The sequence below is a fragment of the Citrobacter sp. CK189 genome, assembly GCF_030333505.1.
Classification (GTDB): domain Bacteria; phylum Pseudomonadota; class Gammaproteobacteria; order Enterobacterales; family Enterobacteriaceae; genus Citrobacter_B; species Citrobacter_B koseri.
The window spans coordinates 86,969-107,495 of record NZ_JAOWFV010000038.1; the positions used below are offsets into that span (position 1 = coordinate 86,969).

The following is a 20,527-nucleotide window of genomic DNA, read 5'->3' on the forward strand; positions in this document are numbered from 1 at the left end:
CCTGTCTGAAGCACCTTGCAGGAAGCGAGGGTTTTTGCTGAGCATCTATGAAACTAAATCAGACCTATATCAAAATCAGAGATAAATGGTGGGTGCTGCCTCTCATTTTACCCTCTTTGCTGTTGCCCACATTAAGCATTGCCAATACCTACGCGCATACCAATACGGGTTCCGGCAATGTCACGCTTTTTTATCTTCCCCTGGCATTCACCATTAGCCTGATGTCATTTTTTGACTGGGCAGCATTACCGGGCATTGCGGTCGCAATCTTCTGGAATCGTTATCCGATAGTGGGATTGTATGAGACGCTCTCCATTATCGGACATTTCATTATCCCGGTTGTGCTCTGCTGGGGCGGGTATCGCGTGTTTACTCCCCGGCGTAATCAGGTGTCTCATGGCGATGCTCATCTGATGTTTCAGCGGATGTTCTGGCAGGTGTTTTGCCCGGCGACGTTATTTCTGGTGCTCTTTCAATTTGCCGCCTTCCTGGGAATGTATGCGAGCAAATCAAGCATGATGGGCGTAATGCCTTTTAATATCAATACATTGATTAACTATCAGGCTTTGCTGGTGGGAAATCTTATCGGCGTTCCGCTGTGTTATTTTATTATTCGCACTGTCCGCAATCCGCTATATCTGCGTGGATATTATGCGCAACTGAAACAACAGTTTGATAAGAAAGTCACAAAGAAAGAGGTTGTTATCTGGTTACTCGTGCTGACATTGCTCATGACAATGCTTTGCATGCCATTGAATGAAAATAGTTCAATATTTAGCACTAACTATACCTTGTCATTATTATTGCCGGTAATGCTATGGGGAGCGATGCGCTACGGTTATCGATTTATTTCGCTGATATGGTCGGCTGTTCTCATTACCGCAATTCATTATTACCAGAGCTACATGCCTTATTATTCCGGGTATGACACACAACTCACTATTACGTCTTCAAGCTACCTGGTTTTCTCTTTTATTGTGAGCTATATGGCGGTGCTGGCGACGCGCCAGAGAATCGTCAGCGGTCGGGCGCGTCGGCTCGCGTATCTTGATCCCGTCGTGCATCTGCCTAACCTGCGGGCGTTAAATCGCGCGCTGAAAAATTCGCCCTGGTCAGCACTCTGTTTTTTACGCGTGCCCGGCCTGGAATTACTGGGGAAGAACTATGGCGTTATGCTGCGGATTCAGTACAAGCAAAAGCTCTCCCACTGGATAAACACCTTGCTGGCGCCCGGTGAATGCGTGTATCAGCTGTCGGGGCATGATTTGATTCTGCGTCTGAATATGGAGTCGCATCAACAGCGTATTGAAGCGCTGGACAACCATATCAAGCAATTCCGTTTCATGTGGGATGATATGCCGCTCCAGCCGCAGGTTGGGGTCAGCTACTGCTATGTGCGCTCTCCGGTCAGCCATATCTATCTGTTATTAGGCGAATTAAGCACCATCGCCGATCTTTCCCTGATGACCAACAAACCGGAGAATATGCAGCGGCGTGGCGCAATGCATTTGCAGCGGGACCTGAAAGATAAAGTGGCGATGATGAACCGCTTGCAGTATGCGCTGGAGCACGATCATTTTTGCCTGATGGCGCAGCCGATTTCAGGCATTCGCGGCGATGTTTACCATGAAATTCTGCTGCGACTGAAAGACGATAATGGCGGCATGATCAATCCCGATGGTTTTCTGCCCGTTGCTCATGAATTTGGCCTGTCGTCCAGCATCGATCTGTGGGTGATTGAAAATACCCTGCGCTTTATGGCGGAAAACCGGGATAAGCTGCCAGCCCACCGTTTTGCCATCAATCTGTCACCAACGTCGGTATGCCGCGCCCAGTTTCCGATTGATGTCAGTAACCTGCTGAGCCAGTACGAAGTTGAAGCGTGGCAACTGATCTTTGAAGTGACCGAAAGCAATGCGTTCACCAATGCCGAACAGGGTCAGGCAACGTTGTCACAGTTGCAACAGTTAGGTTGCCAGATAGCGATTGATGATTTTGGAACCGGTTATGCCAGTTATGCGCGGCTGAAAAATGTGAGCGCGAATATTCTCAAGATCGATGGCAGCTTTATTCGCAATATCGTCTCTAACAGTCTCGATTACCAGATTGTGGCGTCCATTTGCCATCTGGCGCGAATGAAGAATATGCAAGTGGTGGCGGAATATGTGGAAAGCGAAGAAATTCGTAGCGCGGTGAGCGCGTTGGGGATCGATTACCTTCAGGGCTATTTGCTTGGCGAACCCAGGCCGCTGGCGGCGACGCTGGAAGAGGTGCAGGCACCATTGTCTGGTGCCTGAGGCGAAATTACGCCGCGATAGTGGGCGAACTCTCTTCTTCGATTTTGAGACGCCAGCCCGTGACCGCTTCCCAGTATTGCTGCTCTTTTTCCAGATCGAGCAGGACAAGCGCGTTTTGGCTAAACCAGTCATGCGGGAAGCGCAACGTCCAGTGATTGTCGTCAGTTTTAAGCCGTAGCGTTGGCGGCGTTGTGGTGGCCTGACGCTGATTATTCAGCAGAACGCCCAGGCGCAATAGCTGAATCAACGGCAGGAATTGTTTTTTCTTGAACAGCGTAAAGCGGGGCAAGTCATCCAGCTTAACGGCTTTACGATGATAACGGACTAATGTTGCCATCATCAGTTGCTGTTCCTGGTTAAAACCCGGCAAATCGCTGTTTTGCAGAATATAGGCAGAGTGGCGGTGCAGGCCGCTGTGGTTGATGTTCAGCCCCACCTCATGCAGCATTGCAGCCCACTTCAGTAACGCTTCCAGCTGCGGATGCGCCAGCTTTGGCTGTTGCGTCTGCCACTGTTCATACATCTGCATGGTTGTTTCCAGCACGCGCCGGGCCTGATCGCTGTCGATGTTATACTGATTCGCCAGGCTTTTGGCCGTACGGCTGCGCACATCCTGATGACGGAAGCGGCCTTCCATTTCGTACAGCACGCCTTCGCGCAGCGCCCCGTCGGAAAGGCGGAGTTCGCGGATCGCCAGCGCATCAAAAACGCCGCACAGAATGGCCAGACCCGGTACAAAGACCGCTTTTCGCTCTTCAGACAGACCCGGCAGGCTCAGCGCTTCAAAGGAGCGGTGCCTGAGCACTTCAGCCATCAGTTTATCCAGCCGTTCTGGCGTAATGAAGCCGTCCTTCTCACCCATTTCCAGCAGCACTTCATGGGCGGCTTTGATGGTGCCAGACGCGCCCAGCGCGACGTTCCAGCCCTGAATGCGGAACTGCCAGGTTAACGTCTCCAGTTTTTGCGCAGCGGCCATTCGGGCGCGCTGGAAATTTTCCGGGCTGATAGTGCCGCCAGGAAAATAGATTTGTGCGAAACTGACGCACCCCATGCGACGGCTTTCGACCAGTTTTGGCTCGAAGTTTTCGCCGATGACTAACTCCGTCGACCCCCCGCCGATATCGATCACCAGCTTGCGGCCTTTTTCCGGCTGCGTATGCTCCACGCCCATAAAAATCAGGCGGGCTTCTTCGTTACCGGAAATGATTTCGATCGGGTAGGGGATGACCTTCTCCGCGCGCTTCAGAAAATCGGTGGCGTTCAGCGCCTGGCGCAGGGTATGGGTGCCTACGATACACACGCTTGACGGGGAGAATCCCTGTAGGCGTTCGGCGAATAACGATAAGCAGCTTAACCCGCGTTCTATCGCTTCTTCACTTAACATATTGTCTTCGCCGAGACCATCCGCCAGATGTACGCGCTGTTTCAGCCGACCGATGATCTGCATGGCGCCATCCACCACGCGGGCAATGACCATATGAAAACTGTTCGAACCGAGGTCGACCGCCGCGAACTCCTGCGGCCGGGGTGTCTTGTCATGTATTGGCATAGCGTTAGTCAGGTTGCTCGAGTGATTTGATGTAGTCGTAAATCGCCAGTTGCGACTGCACCTTGCGACGATTTCCGCGCGGCACGTAGCGATTACTCAGTTCTTTATCTATGTAGCGGGCTTTTACCGTGTCGCTAAACAGGATGTCAATAATATCCAGCACGCGTTGCTTAAGACACGGGTCGAGCAGCGGCGCAGCAACTTCGATACGGTAATCGATATTTCTCGTCATCCAGTCAGCGGAGGAAAGATACACCTGCTTGTCGCCGCCGTTGGTAAAAATATAAACCCGGTCATGTTCGAGATAACGATCCACGATACTGATCACGCGGATATTGTCGCTAATGCCTTCCAGATTTGGAATCAGCGAACACATCCCACGAACCAGCAGATTGACCGGCACACCCGAGCTGGATGCGGCGTACAGACGGTCGACCAGCCCCTTATCCACCAGATTATTCAGCTTCAGCGTAATGCCGGAGGGGAGACCTTGCTGGGCGTTGGCGATTTCTTTATCGATCATCTCGTACAGCAGACGTCGTGAGTTCTGCGGAGAGACCAGCAAATAGTCGAACGTCACCGGGCGGTAAGGGTTCTCGATAAAGTTGAACACGCGACGGACTTCGTTCGTGATACGCGCATCGGCGGTCAGTAAGGAATAGTCGGTGTACAGGCGTGCCGTTTTTTCGTTGAAGTTCCCTGTGCCGATGTGCGCATAACGCACCACCTCATCGCCTTCTTTACGCGAGATGAGGAACAGTTTGGCGTGAATTTTCAGGCCTGGCGCCGAGAAGATCACATGTACGCCTGCTTCGGTCAGCCGCTTCGCCCAGTGGATATTCGCCTCTTCATCGAATCGCGCCTGCAATTCCACCACCACGGTGACTTTCTTGCCGTTATGGGCGGCGTGAATCATTGAGTCGATGATGCGTGAATCTTTCGCCACACGGTAGATGTTGATTTTGATCGCCAGCACGCTGGGGTCAAAGGAGGCCTGGCGCAGCAATTCCAGCACATGTTCGAAAGTGTGGTACGGATAATAGAGCAGAACGTCGCGCTCGCGAATGGCGTCGAACCCGTTGCGGAACTTCTCTTTATCAAACCAAAGATGGCGCAATCGCGGCAGCGGCTTGTTCACCAGATTGGCTTTGCCCACGTTGGGGAAGCTAATGAAGTCTTTGAAGTTGTGATACCGGCCGCCGGGTACGATGGAGTCGTAGCGGGAGATGGTCAGCTTTTCACGCAGCACTTCCACCAGCGCGTTTGGCATATCGCGCTGATAAACAAAACGCACCGGCTCGGCGGTCAGGCGTTGTTTCAGGCTGGAGGACATCAGCTCCATCAGGCTCGATTCCATCTCGTGCACCAAATCGTATTCGGCATCACGGGTCATCTTCATTGAGTAGGCATTCAGCGCGTCGTAGTCAAAGAAGCCTTTGAAGATGTCGTCCAGGCAGTAGCGCAAAATGTTATCCAGCAGGATCATCGGCTTACGGCGACGCGGCGCTTCCGGCGGCAGATTCACAAAACGCGGCACTTTGTCGGATGGAATTTCCAGCAGCGCGTAGCGGATAGCATCGCCACGAATAATCTCTACGGCCAGATAGGTGTAATCATCTTTCAGAAACTGAACTAAATCCGTTTCGCGATTGATCAGAATTGGCGTGATGTGTTGGCGTAAGTAGTGTTTAAAATAATGCCGCAGCCAGCTTTGCTGGTTGGCCGACAGTTGGCGTTCGTTGATTAAGAAGATCTGATTACGCGCCATTTCCAGCAGCAATTCGTTGTACAGGCTGTCGAATTCCTGGTCGGCTTTTAGTACCCGGGACTGGATCTTACCTAGCAGATGGCGAGAATGAGAATTAGAACCCTGTTCTTCGCTGATTATGATGCGACGTTTCAGTTCGGCGAAACGAACTTTATAGAACTCGTCAAGGTTATTGGAATAGATGCCCAGGAAGCGCATGCGTTCAATAAGCGGATTTGATTTATCCGCAGCTTCCTGGAGCACGCGTTCGTTGAACGCTAACCAACTTAGCTCTTTCTCGATGTATAGTTTTTCCTGACCCATTACAACTCACACTCCGTTTTATTCACGGGACACTGCCTGATTATTATGGCGAGCATTGCGCTCAGATGTCCAACTGTGCCAGAAAAATATGACAATAAACCGTCAGATAAGCAAAGAGATGAGGGGAATTCCTGAGGCGTAGGCCGGATAAAGCGTTGACGCGCCACCCGGCATTGAAACGTTGGATTGCCTGATGGCGCTTCGCTTACCCGTCCTGCGAGGGAATGTTATTACTCGGCGGCATAGCCTTGCGGCGGCAGGCGATTGCCATCCAGCCAGGCGGCGTTATCACGCATTTCCAGACGGCCATCCACAAACCAACTGACGACCAGCGGATAGATAGCGTGTTCCTGCGTCTGAACGCGGGCCGTAATTTCATCTTCGCTGTCGCCTTCAAAGACCGGAATCTTCGCTTGCAGGATAACCGGGCCGCCATCCAGTTCATCGGTAACAAAATGGACAGAGGTTCCGTGTTCTTCATCGCCGTTTTCCAGCGCCTGACGGTGCGTATGCAACCCCGGGTATTTTGGCAGCAGGGAAGGGTGAATATTGAGTAGACGCCCCTCATAGTGGGCGACGAACGCGGGGCTCAGGATGCGCATATAGCCCGCCAGCACCACGAGATCGGGGGCGTAAGCGTCTATTTCACGCATCAGTTCGCGGTCAAACGCTTCACGGCTGGCGAATTGATCGGCCGTTAACGCATGTGCCGGAATTCCGGCCTCACGCGCGCGTTCAAGGCCGAACGCGTCGGCCTTGTTACTGAATACTGCCCGAAGGGTGCCTTTGATTTTTTTCTCTTTGCAGGCATCGATAATCGCCTGCAAATTGCTTCCGTTGCCGGAAATAAGCACCACAAGATTCATCATTGAATAACCACGCGCTGTTCGGAATCAGAGGCTTTAATGATACCGATTTTCCAGGCGTTTTCACCTTTTGCTTTCAGCAGGGCGAGGGCGTTATCCACTTCCGCTTCCGGCAGGGCGATCACCATCCCGACGCCGCAGTTGAAGGTGCGATACATTTCATGCTGGCTGACGTTGCCCGCGGTTTGCAGCCAGTTGAAGACGGCTGGCCATTGCCAGGAAGATTCGTCAATCACCGCCTGGGTGTTGTCCGGCAATACGCGAGGAATATTTTCCCAGAAACCGCCGCCGGTCAGGTGGGCGATGGCGTGCACATCGACTTTTTCAATCAGTTCCAGAATGGACTTCACATAAATGCGGGTTGGCGCCAGCAGGTGATCGGCTAACGGTTTGCCTTCCAGCTCGGTGTTTTCCGGGTCGCAACCGCTGACTTCAACGATCTTGCGTACCAGAGAATAGCCGTTGGAGTGCGGGCCGCTGGAGCCAAGGGCAATCAGCACATCGCCATCGGCCACTTTGGAACCGTCGATAATTTCTGATTTTTCCACCACGCCGACGCAGAAACCGGCGACATCGTAATCTTCGCCATGATACATCCCTGGCATTTCAGCGGTTTCGCCGCCGACCAGCGCGCAGCCTGATTGCAGACAACCTTCGGCAATACCATTGATCACGCTGGCGGCGGTATCGACGTCCAGCTTGCCGGTCGCGTAGTAATCCAGGAAGAACAGCGGCTCCGCGCCCTGAACGACCAGATCGTTGACGCACATCGCTACCAGGTCGATCCCGATGGTGTCGTGGCGTTTCAGATCCATCGCCAGACGCAGTTTTGTCCCTACGCCGTCAGTGCCGGAAACCAGTACAGGCTCACGATATTTTTGCGGCAATGCGCACAGCGCGCCGAAGCCACCCAAACCACCCATGACTTCCGGGCGGCGAGTTTTCTTCACTACGCCTTTGATTCGATCAACCAGAGCATTACCAGCGTCAATATCAACACCGGCATCTTTATAGCTAAGAGAGGTTTTGTCGGTCACTGCTTAGGTCCCCACGCATTACTTGCGGTGAAAATTAAATTCGGCGCAATTCTAACAGGGAAAGCAAACGTTTGCGAGCCTGCTCTGCATCCGTTTTTATCTGCCGAATTTTTCAGCGTTTTACCGTTGTGTACCCATTTGTTTGAACTGCTCCACGAAAATGAAACCGGGTTCATTACCGTGCTTGAAACCTGCGCCAGTTATGCACAGTATCGTACTGAAACCGGTTTCTGTTTTGCTTCGGGTTGTCAGCGTAGCGGCGTTAACATTGCAATTACAATGAGGGAAACGTATGTCTGGATTTAAAGCGAATTTCATGTGGGGCGGCGCCGTTGCCGCTCACCAGTTAGAAGGCGGCTGGCAGGAAGGCGGAAAGGGGATTAGCGTGGCGGATGTGATGACCGCCGGTGCGCATGGCGTTCCGCGGGAAATTACCGACGGTGTGATCGCCGGGAAAAATTATCCTAACCATGAGGCTATCGATTTCTATCACCGCTACAAAGACGATATTAAGCTCTTTGCTGAGATGGGCTTTAAATGTTTTCGCACCTCTATCGCCTGGACGCGCATTTTCCCGCAGGGGGATGAATTACAGCCGAATGAAGCGGGTTTGCAGTTTTATGACGCCCTGTTTGATGAATGCCTGAAGTACGGTATTGAGCCGGTGATTACGCTGTCGCATTTTGAAATGCCTTACCATCTGGTCACGGAATATGGCGGCTGGCGTAACCGTAAGCTGATCGATTTCTTCGTGCGCTTCGCGAAAGTGGTATTTACCCGCTATCAGAACAAAGTGAAATACTGGATGACCTTCAATGAGATCAACAACCAGGCCAATTATCACGAAGATTTCGCGCCGTTCACCAACTCGGGGCTGAAATACCTGCCGGGCGAAGATCGTGAACCGGTGATGTATCAGGCGGCGCACTATGAGCTGGTCGCCAGCGCGCTGGCGGTGAAAGCGGCGCGGGAGATCAACCCGGCATTGCAGGTTGGCTGCATGATCGCCATGTGTCCGATCTATCCGCTGACCTGCGCGCCGGACGATATGATGATGGCGATGAACGCGATGCACCGTCGCTACTGGTTTACGGATGTGCATGTGCGCGGGAAATATCCGCAGCATATCCTCAACTACTTTGCGCGTCGGGGCTTTGCACTGGATATCACCGATGAAGATCGCGCGGCGCTGTTACAGGGCTGTGTGGACTATATCGGTTTCAGCTATTACATGTCTTTTGCCACGAAAGCGACCGCAGATAACCCACAGCTCGATTACGACGAAACGAAAAGTCTGGTCTCCAATCCGTATGTGCAGAAGTCGGACTGGGGCTGGCAGATCGATCCTGTGGGGTTACGCTACTCGCTCAACTGGTTCTGGGATCACTACCAGCTACCGTTGTTTATTGTCGAGAACGGTTTTGGCGCGATAGATATTCAGCAGGCAGATGGTTCCGTTGACGATCGGTATCGTATCGACTATCTCGCAGCGCACATTCGTGAAATGAAAAAAGCCGTTGTGGAAGATGGCGTTGATTTGATGGGTTACACCCCGTGGGGCTGCATTGATTTGGTGTCGGCGGGGACGGGCGAGATGAAAAAACGTTATGGCTTTATCTATGTCGATAAAAATAATGACGGCAGCGGGACGTTAGCGCGCCATCCGAAGAGATCTTTTGCCTGGTATCAAAATGTGATTAAAAACAACGGAGAAAATATTTAAGATTCAATATGTTGTTATTCAGCCCCGCCATCTGTGCGGGGCGTGTTTTATACTCATTCTCCAGACGTATGTCACTTTGGTTGATCCATGTCAAGCATACGTTGTGTTGCGCCAGAGAGGAAAAGCGGTATAATCCGGCGATTTTTTTTGTGGTTGCCACTCGTCTGAGGAAAGGAGAAGAGTATGAAGATCGTGGAAGTCAAACACCCACTCGTCAAACACAAGCTGGGTCTGATGCGTGAAAACGACATTAGCACCAAACGCTTTCGTGAACTCGCCTCGGAAGTAGGCAGCCTGCTGACCTATGAAGCGACCGCAGACCTGGAAACCGAAACGGTAACCATCGACGGCTGGAATGGCCCGGTTGAAATCGAACAAATCAAAGGTAAAAAAATCACCGTGGTTCCTATCCTGCGTGCCGGTCTGGGCATGATGGAAGGCGTCCTGGAGCATGTGCCGAGCGCGCGTATCAGCGTGGTGGGCATCTACCGTAACGAAGAAACGCTGGAGCCCGTTCCGTACTTCCAGAAACTGGTATCCAACATTGATGAGCGTATGGCGCTGGTGGTTGACCCGATGCTGGCAACCGGTGGTTCAATGATTGCGACGATCGATCTGCTGAAAAATGCAGGCTGCCACAGCATTAAAGTGCTGGTGCTGGTTGCTGCGCCGGAAGGCATTGCGGCGCTGGAGAAAGCGCACCCGGATGTTGAGCTGTACACCGCATCGATTGATAAGGGACTTAACGAGCACGGATACATTATTCCGGGCCTCGGCGATGCCGGTGATAAGATCTTTGGTACGAAGTAAGTGAATGAATAATAAAGAGCCGACTTTAAGAGTCGGCTTTTTTTTGAATAAAACACCCATAACATACAACACTCAGAGGAAAACACTATGACGCGCCGTGCTATCGGGGTAAGTGAAAGACCGCCGCTTTTACAGACAATCCCGCTTAGTTTGCAGCATTTGTTCGCCATGTTTGGCGCAACCGTGCTGGTGCCAGTCCTGTTTCATATTAACCCGGCTACCGTTCTGCTGTTTAACGGCATCGGTACGTTGCTGTATCTCTTTATTTGTAAAGGTAAAATTCCTGCATATTTAGGGTCGAGCTTTGCCTTTATTTCGCCGGTTCTGCTGCTGTTGCCGCTGGGGTATGAAGTGGCGCTGGGTGGTTTTATCATGTGCGGCGTGCTGTTCTGCCTGGTCTCTTTTATCGTGAAGAAAGCCGGAACCGGCTGGCTGGACGTGATGTTCCCGCCTGCGGCGATGGGCGCAATCGTTGCCGTTATCGGTCTGGAACTGGCGGGTGTGGCTGCGGGTATGGCTGGGTTACTGCCTGCTGAAGGGCAATCCCCGGATACCAAAACCATTACCATCTCCCTTGTGACCCTGGCGGTGACAGTCTTTGGCTCCGTGCTGTTCCGGGGTTTCCTGGCCATTATCCCGATCCTGATCGGCGTGCTGGCAGGCTATGCGCTGTCATTTGCGATGGGAGTGGTGGATACCGCGCCGATTGCCGAAGCGCACTGGTTCGCGCTGCCGACGTTCTATACGCCGCGCTTTGAATGGTTTGCCATTCTGACAATTCTGCCAGCGGCGCTGGTGGTGATTGCCGAACACGTAGGTCACCTGGTCGTGACGGCGAATATCGTTAAAAAGGATCTGGTTCGTGACCCCGGTCTGCATCGTTCGATGTTTGCCAACGGGTTATCAACGATGATTTCCGGGTTCTTCGGTTCTACGCCGAACACCACCTACGGTGAAAACATCGGTGTTATGGCGATCACCCGCGTGTACAGCACCTGGGTTATCGGCGGCGCGGCGATTTTTGCCATTCTGCTCTCCTGCGTGGGTAAACTGGCCGCTGCGATTCAGATAATCCCGCTGCCGGTAATGGGCGGCGTATCGCTGCTGTTGTACGGCGTGATCGGCGCATCCGGTATTCGCGTATTGATTGAATCAAAAGTCGATTACAACAAAGCGCAGAACCTGATCCTGACCTCGGTGATTTTGATCATCGGCGTCAGCGGCGCGAAAGTGCATATTGGCGCGGCTGAACTGAAAGGAATGGCGCTGGCGACCATTGTTGGGATCGGCCTGAGCCTGATCTTCAAACTGATCAGCGTCCTGCGCCCGGAAGAAGTGGTGCTGGATGCGAAAGACGCGGATACGCCGCAGCAATAATCCTGAAACCGGGCAGTGCTGCTGCCCGGTTCTATCGTGATGGAATTCTGTGGTAAACTCATCGCGATTTTATGGAATCCTGGATTGAGGTATCTCTGAACACTCCGGCACAGCTCTCTCTGCCACTTTATCTTCCTGACGACGAAACTTTCGCAAGTTTCTGGCCGGGGGATAACGCCTCTTTACTGGCTGCACTGCAAAACGTGCTGCGTCAGGAACATAGCGGATATATTTATCTCTGGTCGCGTGAAGGCGCGGGCCGTAGCCATCTGCTGCACGCGGCGTGTGCTGAACTGTCGCAACGCGGCGACGCGGTAGGCTATGTGCCGCTGGATAAGCGCACCTGGTTTGTACCGGAAGTGCTTGACGGCATGGAGCATTTGTCGCTGGTGTGTATTGACAATATTGAATGTGTCGCCGGAGATGAACTGTGGGAAATGGCGATCTTTGATCTCTATAACCGCATCCTTGAGTCGGGAAAAACGCGCCTGCTGATCACCGGCGATCGCCCTCCACGTCAGTTAAAGCTGGGATTACCCGATCTGGCTTCTCGTCTGGACTGGGGGCAAATCTACAAGCTGCAACCTCTCTCTGATGAAGACAAACTCCAGGCGTTACAACTGCGCGCCAGACTGCGTGGGTTTGAACTGCCGGAAGATGTCGGGCGTTTTCTGTTGAAGCGGCTGGATCGTGAGATGCGTACGCTATTTATTACGCTGGATCAGCTCGATCACGCCTCAATCACTGCACAGCGTAAACTCACCATTCCGTTCGTTAAAGAGATTCTGACGCTGTAACGCTGCCGTTTTTGCCCGGTGGCCGGGCAAAAAACTCAGGCAATATCTTCCAGTAAGTGCTCAACCAGCAGTGGAATCGGCCTGCCGGACGCGACGCTTCTGCCGTTTTCTCGCCATAGCGCCGTACCGCTAATGTCCAGATGTGCCCACGGGATATCCGACGGGCAAAAATGATGCAGTAACCAGGCTGCGGAAGCGCTGATTGCCGCATTGTTCGTCGGCGTATTACAGAGATCGGCTATGGCGCTTTCGGTCTGCTTTTTCAGTCGTGCATCCAGAGGTAAAGACCAGACTTCATCTCCGCTCTGCCGTCCAGCCTCTGTTAGCGCCTGTCTTAACGCATCGTCCTGAGTCATCAGCCCGCTGAGTTCGTAGCCAAGCGCTTTCACCACCGCACCGGTCAAGGTTGCCATGTCGATGATATAACGGGCCTGCGGCTGTCGTTGGCTCGTCCATGCAATGGCGTCGGCCAGCACCAGTCGTCCTTCGGCGTCGGTGTTATTGATTTCCACTGTCATACCGTTGCAGGCGCGAGCAACGCTGCCAGGCTGCATTGCGTTCGGGCCGATCGCGTTTTCAGCCAGCGCCAGCACGCCCATTATGCGTACGGGCAGTTTTAACTCCGCAACCGTCAGGAGCAGTCCCAACACGTTGGCTGCGCCACACATGTCATATTTCATGGTGTACATACCCGCGCCCTCTTTCAACCACAGGCCACCGGTATCAAACGTTATCCCTTTACCTATGTAGCAGCGTACCGGGCCGTCACTTATGCCGTTGTAATGAATGGCAAGCAAACGCGGTGGACAGGTCGCTCCTTTGCCAACCGCATGGAGCAGTCCGAGACCTTGTTCAACAATTTGTTGTTCATCAAGGACTTCACAGTGCAACGCAGGAAAAGAGGCGCACAGGGTTTGTGCCTCGTTGACCACGAACTGCGGCGTACAGCAATCGGAGGGGGTATCCGCCAGCCGCCTCGCAGAGACCATGCCGTTGGCAATGGCCTGCTGCTGCCTGAACATTTTTTCACGTTTCTCGTATTGTTCTGGCTGGCAGAACGCGGTGATATGGCGGATGCGAGTGGCGGTGGCATCCGTTTTTTTCAATTGTAAATCATTGAGCGTATACGCCTGATTAAACAGAAAACGCAGCAGCAGCGCCAGTACAGTGTCATTTATTTCGGTGACATCAATCAGCACATTTTCGCTGACTGGCGAGGCCAGCAGCGGTCGTATCGCATTGAGTAAACCTTCGGTCAGGCTGTCCTGCCAGAGCGCATCAGGCAACAGGGTAATTCGCGTAAAAGGCGCGCAGCCAAAGCGGGTATCCGCTACTTTATCTTGCGCCAGTACGCGCATTTCCGCGAGCAGAGCGGAATCCCGCAATAACGAACAGCCAGGAGGTGCGATAAGATGGCCTTGTGGTTGAACCTCTGCGGGTGAGCAAATCAGTTGGTATGAAATCATTTCTCTTCCTCGACTGGAGCACGTATCCGTGCGGCATAGTCTTGCATCCATTCTTCATCGACGGGGTGATAATGGGTTTTCTCGTGCTGGCGTTCGGCGCGAAATACGGTGAGCGGTTGGCGTGCGGTAGCGACAACGAACGAGAATGTTTTGATGTTAGTGGCTGCGCCAAACTCGCCTTTACGGTTCATGCAGACCACCGAGAGGTCGCCTGTGCGACCAAATCGCGACATCAATTTATCTTCCAGCTCAAACACGACAGAATCAGCCGCTTGTTGCGGTGTCATTCCCTGCGCCATGCGACGAACAATTTCATAGCTGGCACAGCCTTTCATCAGATCTTCACCGACGCCCGTTGCCGTTGCCGCGCCGACTTCACTGTCGCAATAGAAGCCGGAACCAATAACCGGAGAGTCGCCAATGCGGCCGCGTTTTTTCATAAACAGGCCGCTGGTGGAGGTGGCAACGCTCATCGACCCCAGTTTATCCAGACCAATAATGCCGACCGTATCGTGGCCGTTATATGGACTTAAGCCTTTATCCAGCGTCTCCCGGCAGCGTTTTTGATAGTGCTGGATGGCTCTGTCGGTGAGCATGGTTTTATCCGCAAATCCCTGGCTCAGTGCCCATTCACGCGCACCCTGGCCAACCAGCAGACAGTTATAGCGCTGACGGCTTAACGCATGTGCGACGCGCACCGGGTTGGCAATATCCACCAGATTCCCGACCGCCCCAAACGCGAGGGTATCGCCGTCCATATAGGCGGCATCCAGTTCGACCTCGCCATTTTCAGTAGGCAGTCCGCCATAGCCCACGGATTTATAAAACGGAAAGTCCTCAACGGTTGCGACGGCGTCTACCACCGCCATTGCGACCGGGTTTCCCGCAGCCAGTGCAGACGCGGATTCCGCCACACCTTCAAGCGCCATTCGCCAGGTTGCGATAATTCCCCACATGGTTTACTCCTGTTTTGCAAGTGGTGCATCGGGCTGCGTTACGGCAGCCAGTTCCGCCGCGCGGTACTGTTTATCGACGATCCGCATAAAGGGCAGATACAGCATTGCGCCAATCAGCAGGTTAATGAGCTGCATGACGCTGCCGCTAATATGTCCGGTAACGATAAAACCGCTAATGACTGGCGGCAGCGTCCACGGAATAAAGACGCCCGTGGTGACGGCGACCGCGCCGAGCTTCATCGCGGTATACTGTACGGTGACCAGCACCAGCGGCACCAGGTTGAAGGGGATCAGCATTATCGGATTCATTATCACCGGCAGACCGAACAGAATCGGTTCGTTGATGTTGAACACAGACGCTCCAGCACCGAGCCGCGCCACTTCCCGCATGTTTTTACTGCGCGCAAAGAAAAGCATGGCTAACACCAGCGACAACGTTGCGCCCGCGCCGCCCATCCAAATCATGTCAAAAAACTGTTCCGTAATGATGTGTGGGGGTGTGGTGCCAGCCTGAATAGCCGCAATGTTGTCGGTCTGGTTTTCCATCCACAGCGGACGGATGATGCCGTTAACCATTGAGCCGGAGTTGATACCGACCGACCACAAAATAGTGATGCTGAACACTGTCATCAGCGCGCCAAAGTAAGAGGTGCCGTAATGACGAATCGGTGTGGCGACCACTTCGTAAATAAACTGATGGATGGTCTGGTAATGGGTGTTTTCAAACAAGATGCGAATGCTCAGTACCAGTATCATGACCAGTAAGGCGGGGATCAGCGCGGCAAAAGATTCTTGCACCGCCGGTGGCACACCTTCTGGCATTTTGATCACCAGATTTTTACGCTTTAGCCAGCAGAAAAGTTCAGTCCACAGCAGCGAACCGATCATCGCGACGAACAATCCTTTTGTGCCAATCCATTCTACGGGGATCACGGTAATACCGCCTTTTTCCGCCACTTTGATAAACGGTGTAAGGATCAGAAAACAGACCAGCGCCAAAATGCCGCAGGAGATGCGATCTTCGCCGTAGTGTTCCGCCAGACGAAATGCGACCAGGAAACTGATAAACAGCGACATCGTTGAGAACACCGCGTTAAACGGGATCTCAATAATCGCACTCCAGCTCTCGCCAAAAGCCTGAGACATAAACTGCTGATAGTTTTGATTCGGAAACGAAGAGATCACCAGCAGAATAGAGCCGACGATAATAAACGGCATAAACGAAACGTATGCGCCACGAATCGCGCCGAGATGCCGCTGCTGAGCGGTTTTCGCCGCCAGAGGCATCAGTTTTGCTTCAAGAAATCCCAGAACATTGTTCATTGTGAACTCCGTACAAGATTAACTCACGTTGTGTGTGCTATGCATGAGGATTATCTGCGAAGGCGTGTGAACGAAAGGTGAAATAGCTCACAATGTGATCGCGATTGGCATATAAATCTCATAAGATTAATTATCTAAAAATCGACAGGGATTCTTGCGATGGAAATAAAATTACACGCCAATGCCACTACCACACCGCGTATTCGTCGCTATCTTCAGCAGTCTGAAAAAAGCGACAGAGAGCTTGCCGCCGAGCTTGGGATTTCTGTTACGACAGTAAGGCGATGGCGACATCGTGATCGGGTTAGTGATGGGCAAACTACGCCGAAGACGATATACAAGGCGATGAGACAAGAGCAGATTGTTTTGGTGAACGCCTTGCGTGACGCAACAGGTGCGCCGCTGGATGACCTCTTATTGTTGGTGAACGAGGTGCTGGGCATTGTTGTGTCGCGCGCGACGTTGAATCGTTATCTTAAACCGGCGACACCTCAGCGACAGCGGGCGTCGTTACAAGGGAAAAAAGCGTTAAAATCCGGGATGCTGCCGAATCATCTGGCGCTGTATCACCTTCCACTCTCGTTGCATATGGACGACGGTGGCGAACATCATTTGTTCTGGGCGCGCGAGCCGATGAGCGGCTGGTGCTTTGCCCGACTGTATGCGGGTATTTCACCGCAGCGGGTCGTGGTCTGGCTGGATGAATTGCTGGAAACCTGCCCGGCTGATATACAATCTATTGAGACAAATATTTCTGATCGCATATGCCCGCAGCTAAAAACGCACCTGGCGACGCGCGGTATGTCATGCCAAATAACCGGTACGATGCCCGGTTGGGTGCCGGTGACAGTACCGCTAAATGAGATTGTTCCCCGGCTAAATAGTGAATCTGCCAGCGAGTTGCTTATCCGCTTATGTGAATGCTACAACCGTGGTAAGACACAGAAAAAACTGGGGGATTGTACGCCGCAGGACTTTCTGGAAGCGCTGCGGCGCATGGATTAGCTCACGATTTCCAACACCTGCTCCGGCGGGCGGCCAATACGCGCCTGACCGTTGGCGACGACAATCGGTCGCTCCATCAGTTTCGGGTTTTCCACCATCGCCTGAATCAGCGCCTCTTCGCTCAGGTGGCTGTCGGCCAGATTGAGAGACTTGTAGAGATCTTCTTTCTGGCGCATCAGTTCGCGTGCGCTGGACATCCCTAACATACGCAGCAGTTCACGCAGCGTCGCTGCGTCGGCAGGTGTTTCCAGGTAAAGCACCACTTCCGGTTCAACGCCGTTGGATTTCAGCAGGCTCAGCGTGTCGCGGCTCTTTGAACAACGCGGGTTGTGGTAGATTTTTACTGCATCAGACATGATTTCTCCTTTCGCGCGAACTGTAGGCCGGATAAAACGCGATAGCGTCGCCACCCGGCAACAGAACGAATACTACATTTTGGTGTATGGCTTAAAGCGTTCCTGCAACTGGCGCAGCTGGTCGATACGGGCATCGTAACGCGCCTGTTGCTGGCTGCCCAGCTTGACCTGAGAACTTGCGCTGCTGAGCATAGAGATCGCCTGATCCAGTCGCCCGGCCAGCGCATAGCCTTCGGCGCGCGCCGCCAGCTCCTGATCGCGGTTATTGAGCGCCGCTTCAGCCTGCGCCAGGAGATCCCAGCCGTTGCCGTCGTCTTTATTGTTGAAGGTGTAGCGATTGAGGATGGTCGTGGCTTCTCGGGCTTGCCCGCCCTGTAAATAAGCATTCGCCAGGTTTAGCTGCAATACCGGGTTTGCGCGCAGATCGCGGGCATTTTTCAGACGGTTAATCGCTTCGCTGGTTTTCTTCTGCCCCAGATCGATATCGGTCGCCAGGTCGAGATACCACGCGTTATTCGGTTCAGCCGTCAGCAACGGTTGCAGCGCTTTGCGGGCTTCGTCGTACTTGCTGGCTTCCATCGCCTGTAGCGCCCGGCCATATTGCGCCGCACGCTGTTGGCGCACGTTTCCTTTTTCCCATGCGTCGAGCAGGTCGCTGGTAAGCTGATTACGGCCAGAATTGTACATCCCCAGCGTACGCGCCTTCGCCAGATAAAAATCTTCCGACGACTCTACTACCACCGGGCGCATCTGGTTTGCACGGTTGCGGGCATCCGCCAGACGGCTTTCCGGCAGGGGGTGCGTCAGCAAAATTTCGGGAGGACGCGTGGAGTAGCGCGCCTGGTCGAGCAGTTTTTCCAGGAACGTCGGCATTGCTTGCGGATCGAATCCTGAACGTTGCAGCACCTGAATACCGATTCGGTCTGCTTCCTGTTCGTTTTGTTGGGTGAAGCTGATCATCCCCTGACGCGTTCCCGCCAGCGTACCGGTCAGCGCCGCCATACCGGCCTGCGGGCTGGCCATCGCCAGAAGAATAGAGCCTAAGGCGCCGACCCAGGTCAGCGGAGCGCTGCGCTTTTGATCTTCCATCGCGCGCGCCAGATGGCGTTGGGTTACGTGGGAAATTTCGTGCGCCATCACCGAGGCTAACTGACTTTCGTTATCGGAATAGCGAAAGAGCGCGGAATGCAGCACAACGTTGCCGCCGAAAAAGGCGAAGGCGTTAATTTCGTCGTTGTTAATCAAAAAGAAATGGAACGGCGTTTTCACGGAGTCTGCATGAGAGACTAAACGCATCCCCAGCGCGTTGATGTACTGACTCAACAGCGGATCGTTGATCAACGGCGCGCTGCCGCGCAACTGGCGAACGTAATAGTCGCCCATTTGCATTTCCTGACCGATAGAAAGCGTGCTTCCTGCTGAGGTCCCCATATCCGGTAGCGTGTCTGCGGAATCTGCAAACGCGGGGGCTACCTGACCGATAGTCAGCGCAGCGATGAGGGTAGCAACCAGGTTTTTCTTCAACAGCCTGAACATAGACCTCTGTCCTGTTTTCTTTAATATAGCCATTTGACCGATGCCGCGACGTATCGTTCCGCCACGCCAGCACAGGGAGTGTAACTGCGAAACCCGGTGGTGAATACCCCGCTCAAATGACTTTTCAGTTTCCTGAATCAGCAACAAAAAGCGAAGTCTTTTTTGTGACATTTAGATACAATTCGGGATCGCAATCCCGCTATTGAGGTTCAGGGAACGGTTTCTATGCTTGAGATGTTGATGCAGTGGTATCGCCGTCGTTTTAGCGACCCGGAGGCGATCGCCTTGCTGGTTATCCTGGTTGCCGGTTTTGGCATCCTTTTCTTTTTCAGTGGGCTTCTGGCGCCGTTGCTGGTGGCTATTGTCCTCGCTTACCTGCTGGAGTGGCCTACGGTCCGTCTGGAGGCGATTGGCTGCTCCCGGCGTTGGGCCACCTCAATCGTACTGATTGTGTTTGTCGGCATTTTACTGCTGATGGCGTTTGTCGTGATGCCGGTGGCCTGGCAGCAGGGGATCTATTTGATTCGCGATATGCCGGGTATGCTCAATAAGCTCTCTGATTATGCCGCCACGTTACCCCGTCGTTACCCGGCGCTGATGGATGCCGGGATCATTGATGCGATGGCGGAAAACATGCGCACCCGGATGCTGACGTTAGGTGATTCGGTTGTGAAATACTCCCTGGCCTCTCTGGTCGGGTTGCTGACGCTGGCGGTGTATCTGGTGCTGGTGCCGCTGATGGTCTTCTTCCTGATCAAGGATAAAGAGCAGATGCTGAATGCCGTGCGTCGGGTGCTGCCGCGCAATCGCGGGCTGGCCGGGCAGGTCTGGATGGAGATGAACCAGCAGATCACCAACTATATTCGCGGCAAAGTGCTGGAGATGGTGGTGGTTGGCGTAGCGACCTGGCTTGGCTTCCTGCTCTTTGGTCTCAACTACTCGCTGCTGCTGGCGGTTCTGGTTGGATTCTCGGTATTAATCCCCTACATCGGCGCGTTCGTGGTGACCATTCCGGTGATTGGCGTGGCGTTATTCCAGTTTGGCCTCGGAACGGAGTTCTGGAGCTGCTTCGCCGTGTATCTGATCATTCAGGCGCTGGATGGAAACCTGCTGGTGCCGGTACTGTTTTCAGAAGCCGTCAACCTGCATCCGCTGGTGATTATTCTGTCGGTGGTGATTTTCGGCGGCCTGTGGGGTTTCTGGGGCGTGTTCTTCGCCATCCCGCTGGCGACGTTAATTAAAGCCGTGGTACATGCCTGGCCGGACGGACAGGTCAGCGACGGTTAAGCACGATTATCACTCTGCCCGGTGGCGCAACGTCATCGGGCGTTCCACGTTTTATCCGCTTTCTCCTTTCC

At 53.3% G+C, this 20,527-nt stretch carries 16 protein-coding genes; 7 read left to right on the forward strand and 9 right to left on the reverse strand.

Annotated features, from left to right (window positions below; translation table 11 throughout):
- Positions 1-47: 47 nt before the first annotated feature.
- Positions 48-2,297, forward strand: coding sequence for a sensor domain-containing phosphodiesterase (locus tag OGV83_RS10390; protein ID WP_286463547.1), 2,250 nt, complete (start codon positions 48-50; stop codon positions 2,295-2,297).
- A gap of 7 nt (positions 2,298-2,304) precedes the next feature.
- Here OGV83_RS10390 and ppx read toward each other — a convergent pair whose 3' ends face one another.
- The 4 genes from ppx to purM all read right to left on the reverse strand — a co-directional run bounded on the left by ppx (position 2,305) and on the right by purM (position 7,820).
- Complete coding sequence (gene ppx, locus OGV83_RS10395; protein WP_112001769.1) at positions 2,305-3,846, reverse strand: exopolyphosphatase; 1,542 nt, start codon at positions 3,844-3,846, stop codon at positions 2,305-2,307.
- Between the two features lie 4 nt (positions 3,847-3,850).
- Positions 3,851-5,917: a polyphosphate kinase 1 gene (ppk1, locus tag OGV83_RS10400; protein ID WP_012131280.1), complete on the reverse strand. Its 2,067-nt coding sequence runs from the start codon at positions 5,915-5,917 to the stop codon at positions 3,851-3,853.
- A gap of 230 nt (positions 5,918-6,147) precedes the next feature.
- The gene (gene purN / locus OGV83_RS10405) at positions 6,148-6,783 is read right to left on the reverse strand and encodes a phosphoribosylglycinamide formyltransferase (RefSeq protein ID WP_077956824.1); all 636 of its coding nucleotides are present in this window, start codon (positions 6,781-6,783) and stop codon (positions 6,148-6,150) included.
- On the reverse strand, positions 6,783-7,820 hold the full coding sequence (gene purM / locus OGV83_RS10410) for a phosphoribosylformylglycinamidine cyclo-ligase (RefSeq protein ID WP_024130122.1): 1,038 nt from the start codon (positions 7,818-7,820) through the stop codon (positions 6,783-6,785). The genes purN and purM overlap by 1 nt, the downstream gene beginning before the upstream one ends.
- A 292-nt stretch (positions 7,821-8,112) precedes the next feature.
- Here purM and OGV83_RS10415 point away from each other — a divergent pair, with 292 nt between their 5' ends.
- The 4 genes from OGV83_RS10415 (at position 8,113) to OGV83_RS10430 (ending at position 12,527) form a co-directional block, all read left to right on the forward strand.
- Positions 8,113-9,543 carry a 6-phospho-beta-glucosidase gene (locus tag OGV83_RS10415; protein WP_130028897.1) on the forward strand — a complete coding sequence of 477 codons (1,431 nt, stop codon included), beginning with the start codon at positions 8,113-8,115 and terminating at the stop codon, positions 9,541-9,543.
- A gap of 183 nt (positions 9,544-9,726) precedes the next feature.
- Positions 9,727-10,353: a uracil phosphoribosyltransferase gene (upp, locus tag OGV83_RS10420; protein ID WP_012131286.1), complete on the forward strand. Its 627-nt coding sequence runs from the start codon at positions 9,727-9,729 to the stop codon at positions 10,351-10,353.
- Positions 10,354-10,440: 87 nt separating this feature from the next.
- Entirely contained in the window at positions 10,441-11,730 is a 1,290-nt protein-coding gene (gene uraA / locus OGV83_RS10425) for a uracil permease (protein ID WP_012131287.1), read from the forward strand.
- 95 nt (positions 11,731-11,825) lie between these two features.
- Positions 11,826-12,527, forward strand: a complete 702-nt coding sequence (locus OGV83_RS10430) for a DnaA inactivator Hda (RefSeq protein WP_213164963.1) — start codon at positions 11,826-11,828, stop codon at positions 12,525-12,527.
- Positions 12,528-12,562: 35 nt separating this feature from the next.
- Here the strand turns inward: OGV83_RS10430 and OGV83_RS10435 are convergent, their stop codons facing one another.
- The 3 genes from OGV83_RS10435 to celB are packed head-to-tail and all read right to left on the reverse strand — an operon-like array spanning position 12,563 to position 16,272.
- Positions 12,563-13,993, reverse strand: a complete 1,431-nt coding sequence (locus OGV83_RS10435; protein ID WP_071258053.1) for a leucyl aminopeptidase family protein — start codon at positions 13,991-13,993, stop codon at positions 12,563-12,565.
- Positions 13,990-14,949: a glycosylasparaginase gene (locus OGV83_RS10440; RefSeq protein WP_012131290.1), complete on the reverse strand. Its 960-nt coding sequence runs from the start codon at positions 14,947-14,949 to the stop codon at positions 13,990-13,992. The genes OGV83_RS10435 and OGV83_RS10440 overlap by 4 nt, the downstream gene beginning before the upstream one ends.
- Before the next feature lie 3 nt (positions 14,950-14,952).
- Positions 14,953-16,272, reverse strand: coding sequence for a PTS cellobiose transporter subunit IIC (gene celB, locus OGV83_RS10445; RefSeq protein ID WP_058667874.1), 1,320 nt, complete (start codon positions 16,270-16,272; stop codon positions 14,953-14,955).
- Positions 16,273-16,431: 159 nt separating this feature from the next.
- Here celB and OGV83_RS10450 point away from each other — a divergent pair, with 159 nt between their 5' ends.
- The gene (locus OGV83_RS10450) at positions 16,432-17,277 is read left to right on the forward strand and encodes a helix-turn-helix domain-containing protein (protein WP_058667872.1); all 846 of its coding nucleotides are present in this window, start codon (positions 16,432-16,434) and stop codon (positions 17,275-17,277) included.
- Here the strand turns inward: OGV83_RS10450 and arsC are convergent.
- Positions 17,274-17,633, reverse strand: a complete 360-nt coding sequence (gene arsC / locus OGV83_RS10455; protein ID WP_012131294.1) for an arsenate reductase (glutaredoxin) — start codon at positions 17,631-17,633, stop codon at positions 17,274-17,276. The genes OGV83_RS10450 and arsC overlap by 4 nt on opposite strands.
- A gap of 72 nt (positions 17,634-17,705) precedes the next feature.
- Positions 17,706-19,169 (reverse strand): beta-barrel assembly-enhancing protease, encoded by a 1,464-nt coding sequence (gene bepA, locus OGV83_RS10460; protein WP_024130125.1) that lies wholly within the window; start codon positions 19,167-19,169, stop codon positions 17,706-17,708.
- Between the two features lie 225 nt (positions 19,170-19,394).
- Between bepA and OGV83_RS10465 the strand changes: the two genes are divergently transcribed.
- Positions 19,395-20,456 carry an AI-2E family transporter gene (locus tag OGV83_RS10465; RefSeq protein ID WP_012131296.1) on the forward strand — a complete coding sequence of 354 codons (1,062 nt, stop codon included), beginning with the start codon at positions 19,395-19,397 and terminating at the stop codon, positions 20,454-20,456.
- The last annotated feature ends 71 nt before the right edge of the window (positions 20,457-20,527 follow it).

Bases quoted from the DNA above. Each gene is read 5' to 3' on its own strand.
- OGV83_RS10465 (WP_012131296.1), top strand. From the start codon at position 19,395: ATGCTTGAGATGTTGATGCAGTGGTATCGCCGTCGTTTTAGCGACCCG.
- ppk1 (WP_012131280.1), bottom strand. From the start codon at position 5,917: ATGGGTCAGGAAAAACTATACATCGAGAAAGAGCTAAGTTGGTTAGCG.
- OGV83_RS10440 (WP_012131290.1), bottom strand. From the start codon at position 14,949: ATGTGGGGAATTATCGCAACCTGGCGAATGGCGCTTGAAGGTGTGGCG.
- celB (WP_058667874.1), bottom strand. From the start codon at position 16,272: ATGAACAATGTTCTGGGATTTCTTGAAGCAAAACTGATGCCTCTGGCG.
- OGV83_RS10415 (WP_130028897.1), top strand. From the start codon at position 8,113: ATGTCTGGATTTAAAGCGAATTTCATGTGGGGCGGCGCCGTTGCCGCT.
- OGV83_RS10450 (WP_058667872.1), top strand. From the start codon at position 16,432: ATGGAAATAAAATTACACGCCAATGCCACTACCACACCGCGTATTCGT.
- OGV83_RS10390 (WP_286463547.1), top strand. From the start codon at position 48: ATGAAACTAAATCAGACCTATATCAAAATCAGAGATAAATGGTGGGTG.
- bepA (WP_024130125.1), bottom strand. From the start codon at position 19,169: ATGTTCAGGCTGTTGAAGAAAAACCTGGTTGCTACCCTCATCGCTGCG.
- upp (WP_012131286.1), top strand. From the start codon at position 9,727: ATGAAGATCGTGGAAGTCAAACACCCACTCGTCAAACACAAGCTGGGT.
- arsC (WP_012131294.1), bottom strand. From the start codon at position 17,633: ATGTCTGATGCAGTAAAAATCTACCACAACCCGCGTTGTTCAAAGAGC.
- ppx (WP_112001769.1), bottom strand. From the start codon at position 3,846: ATGCCAATACATGACAAGACACCCCGGCCGCAGGAGTTCGCGGCGGTC.
- purN (WP_077956824.1), bottom strand. From the start codon at position 6,783: ATGAATCTTGTGGTGCTTATTTCCGGCAACGGAAGCAATTTGCAGGCG.
- OGV83_RS10435 (WP_071258053.1), bottom strand. From the start codon at position 13,993: ATGATTTCATACCAACTGATTTGCTCACCCGCAGAGGTTCAACCACAA.
- uraA (WP_012131287.1), top strand. From the start codon at position 10,441: ATGACGCGCCGTGCTATCGGGGTAAGTGAAAGACCGCCGCTTTTACAG.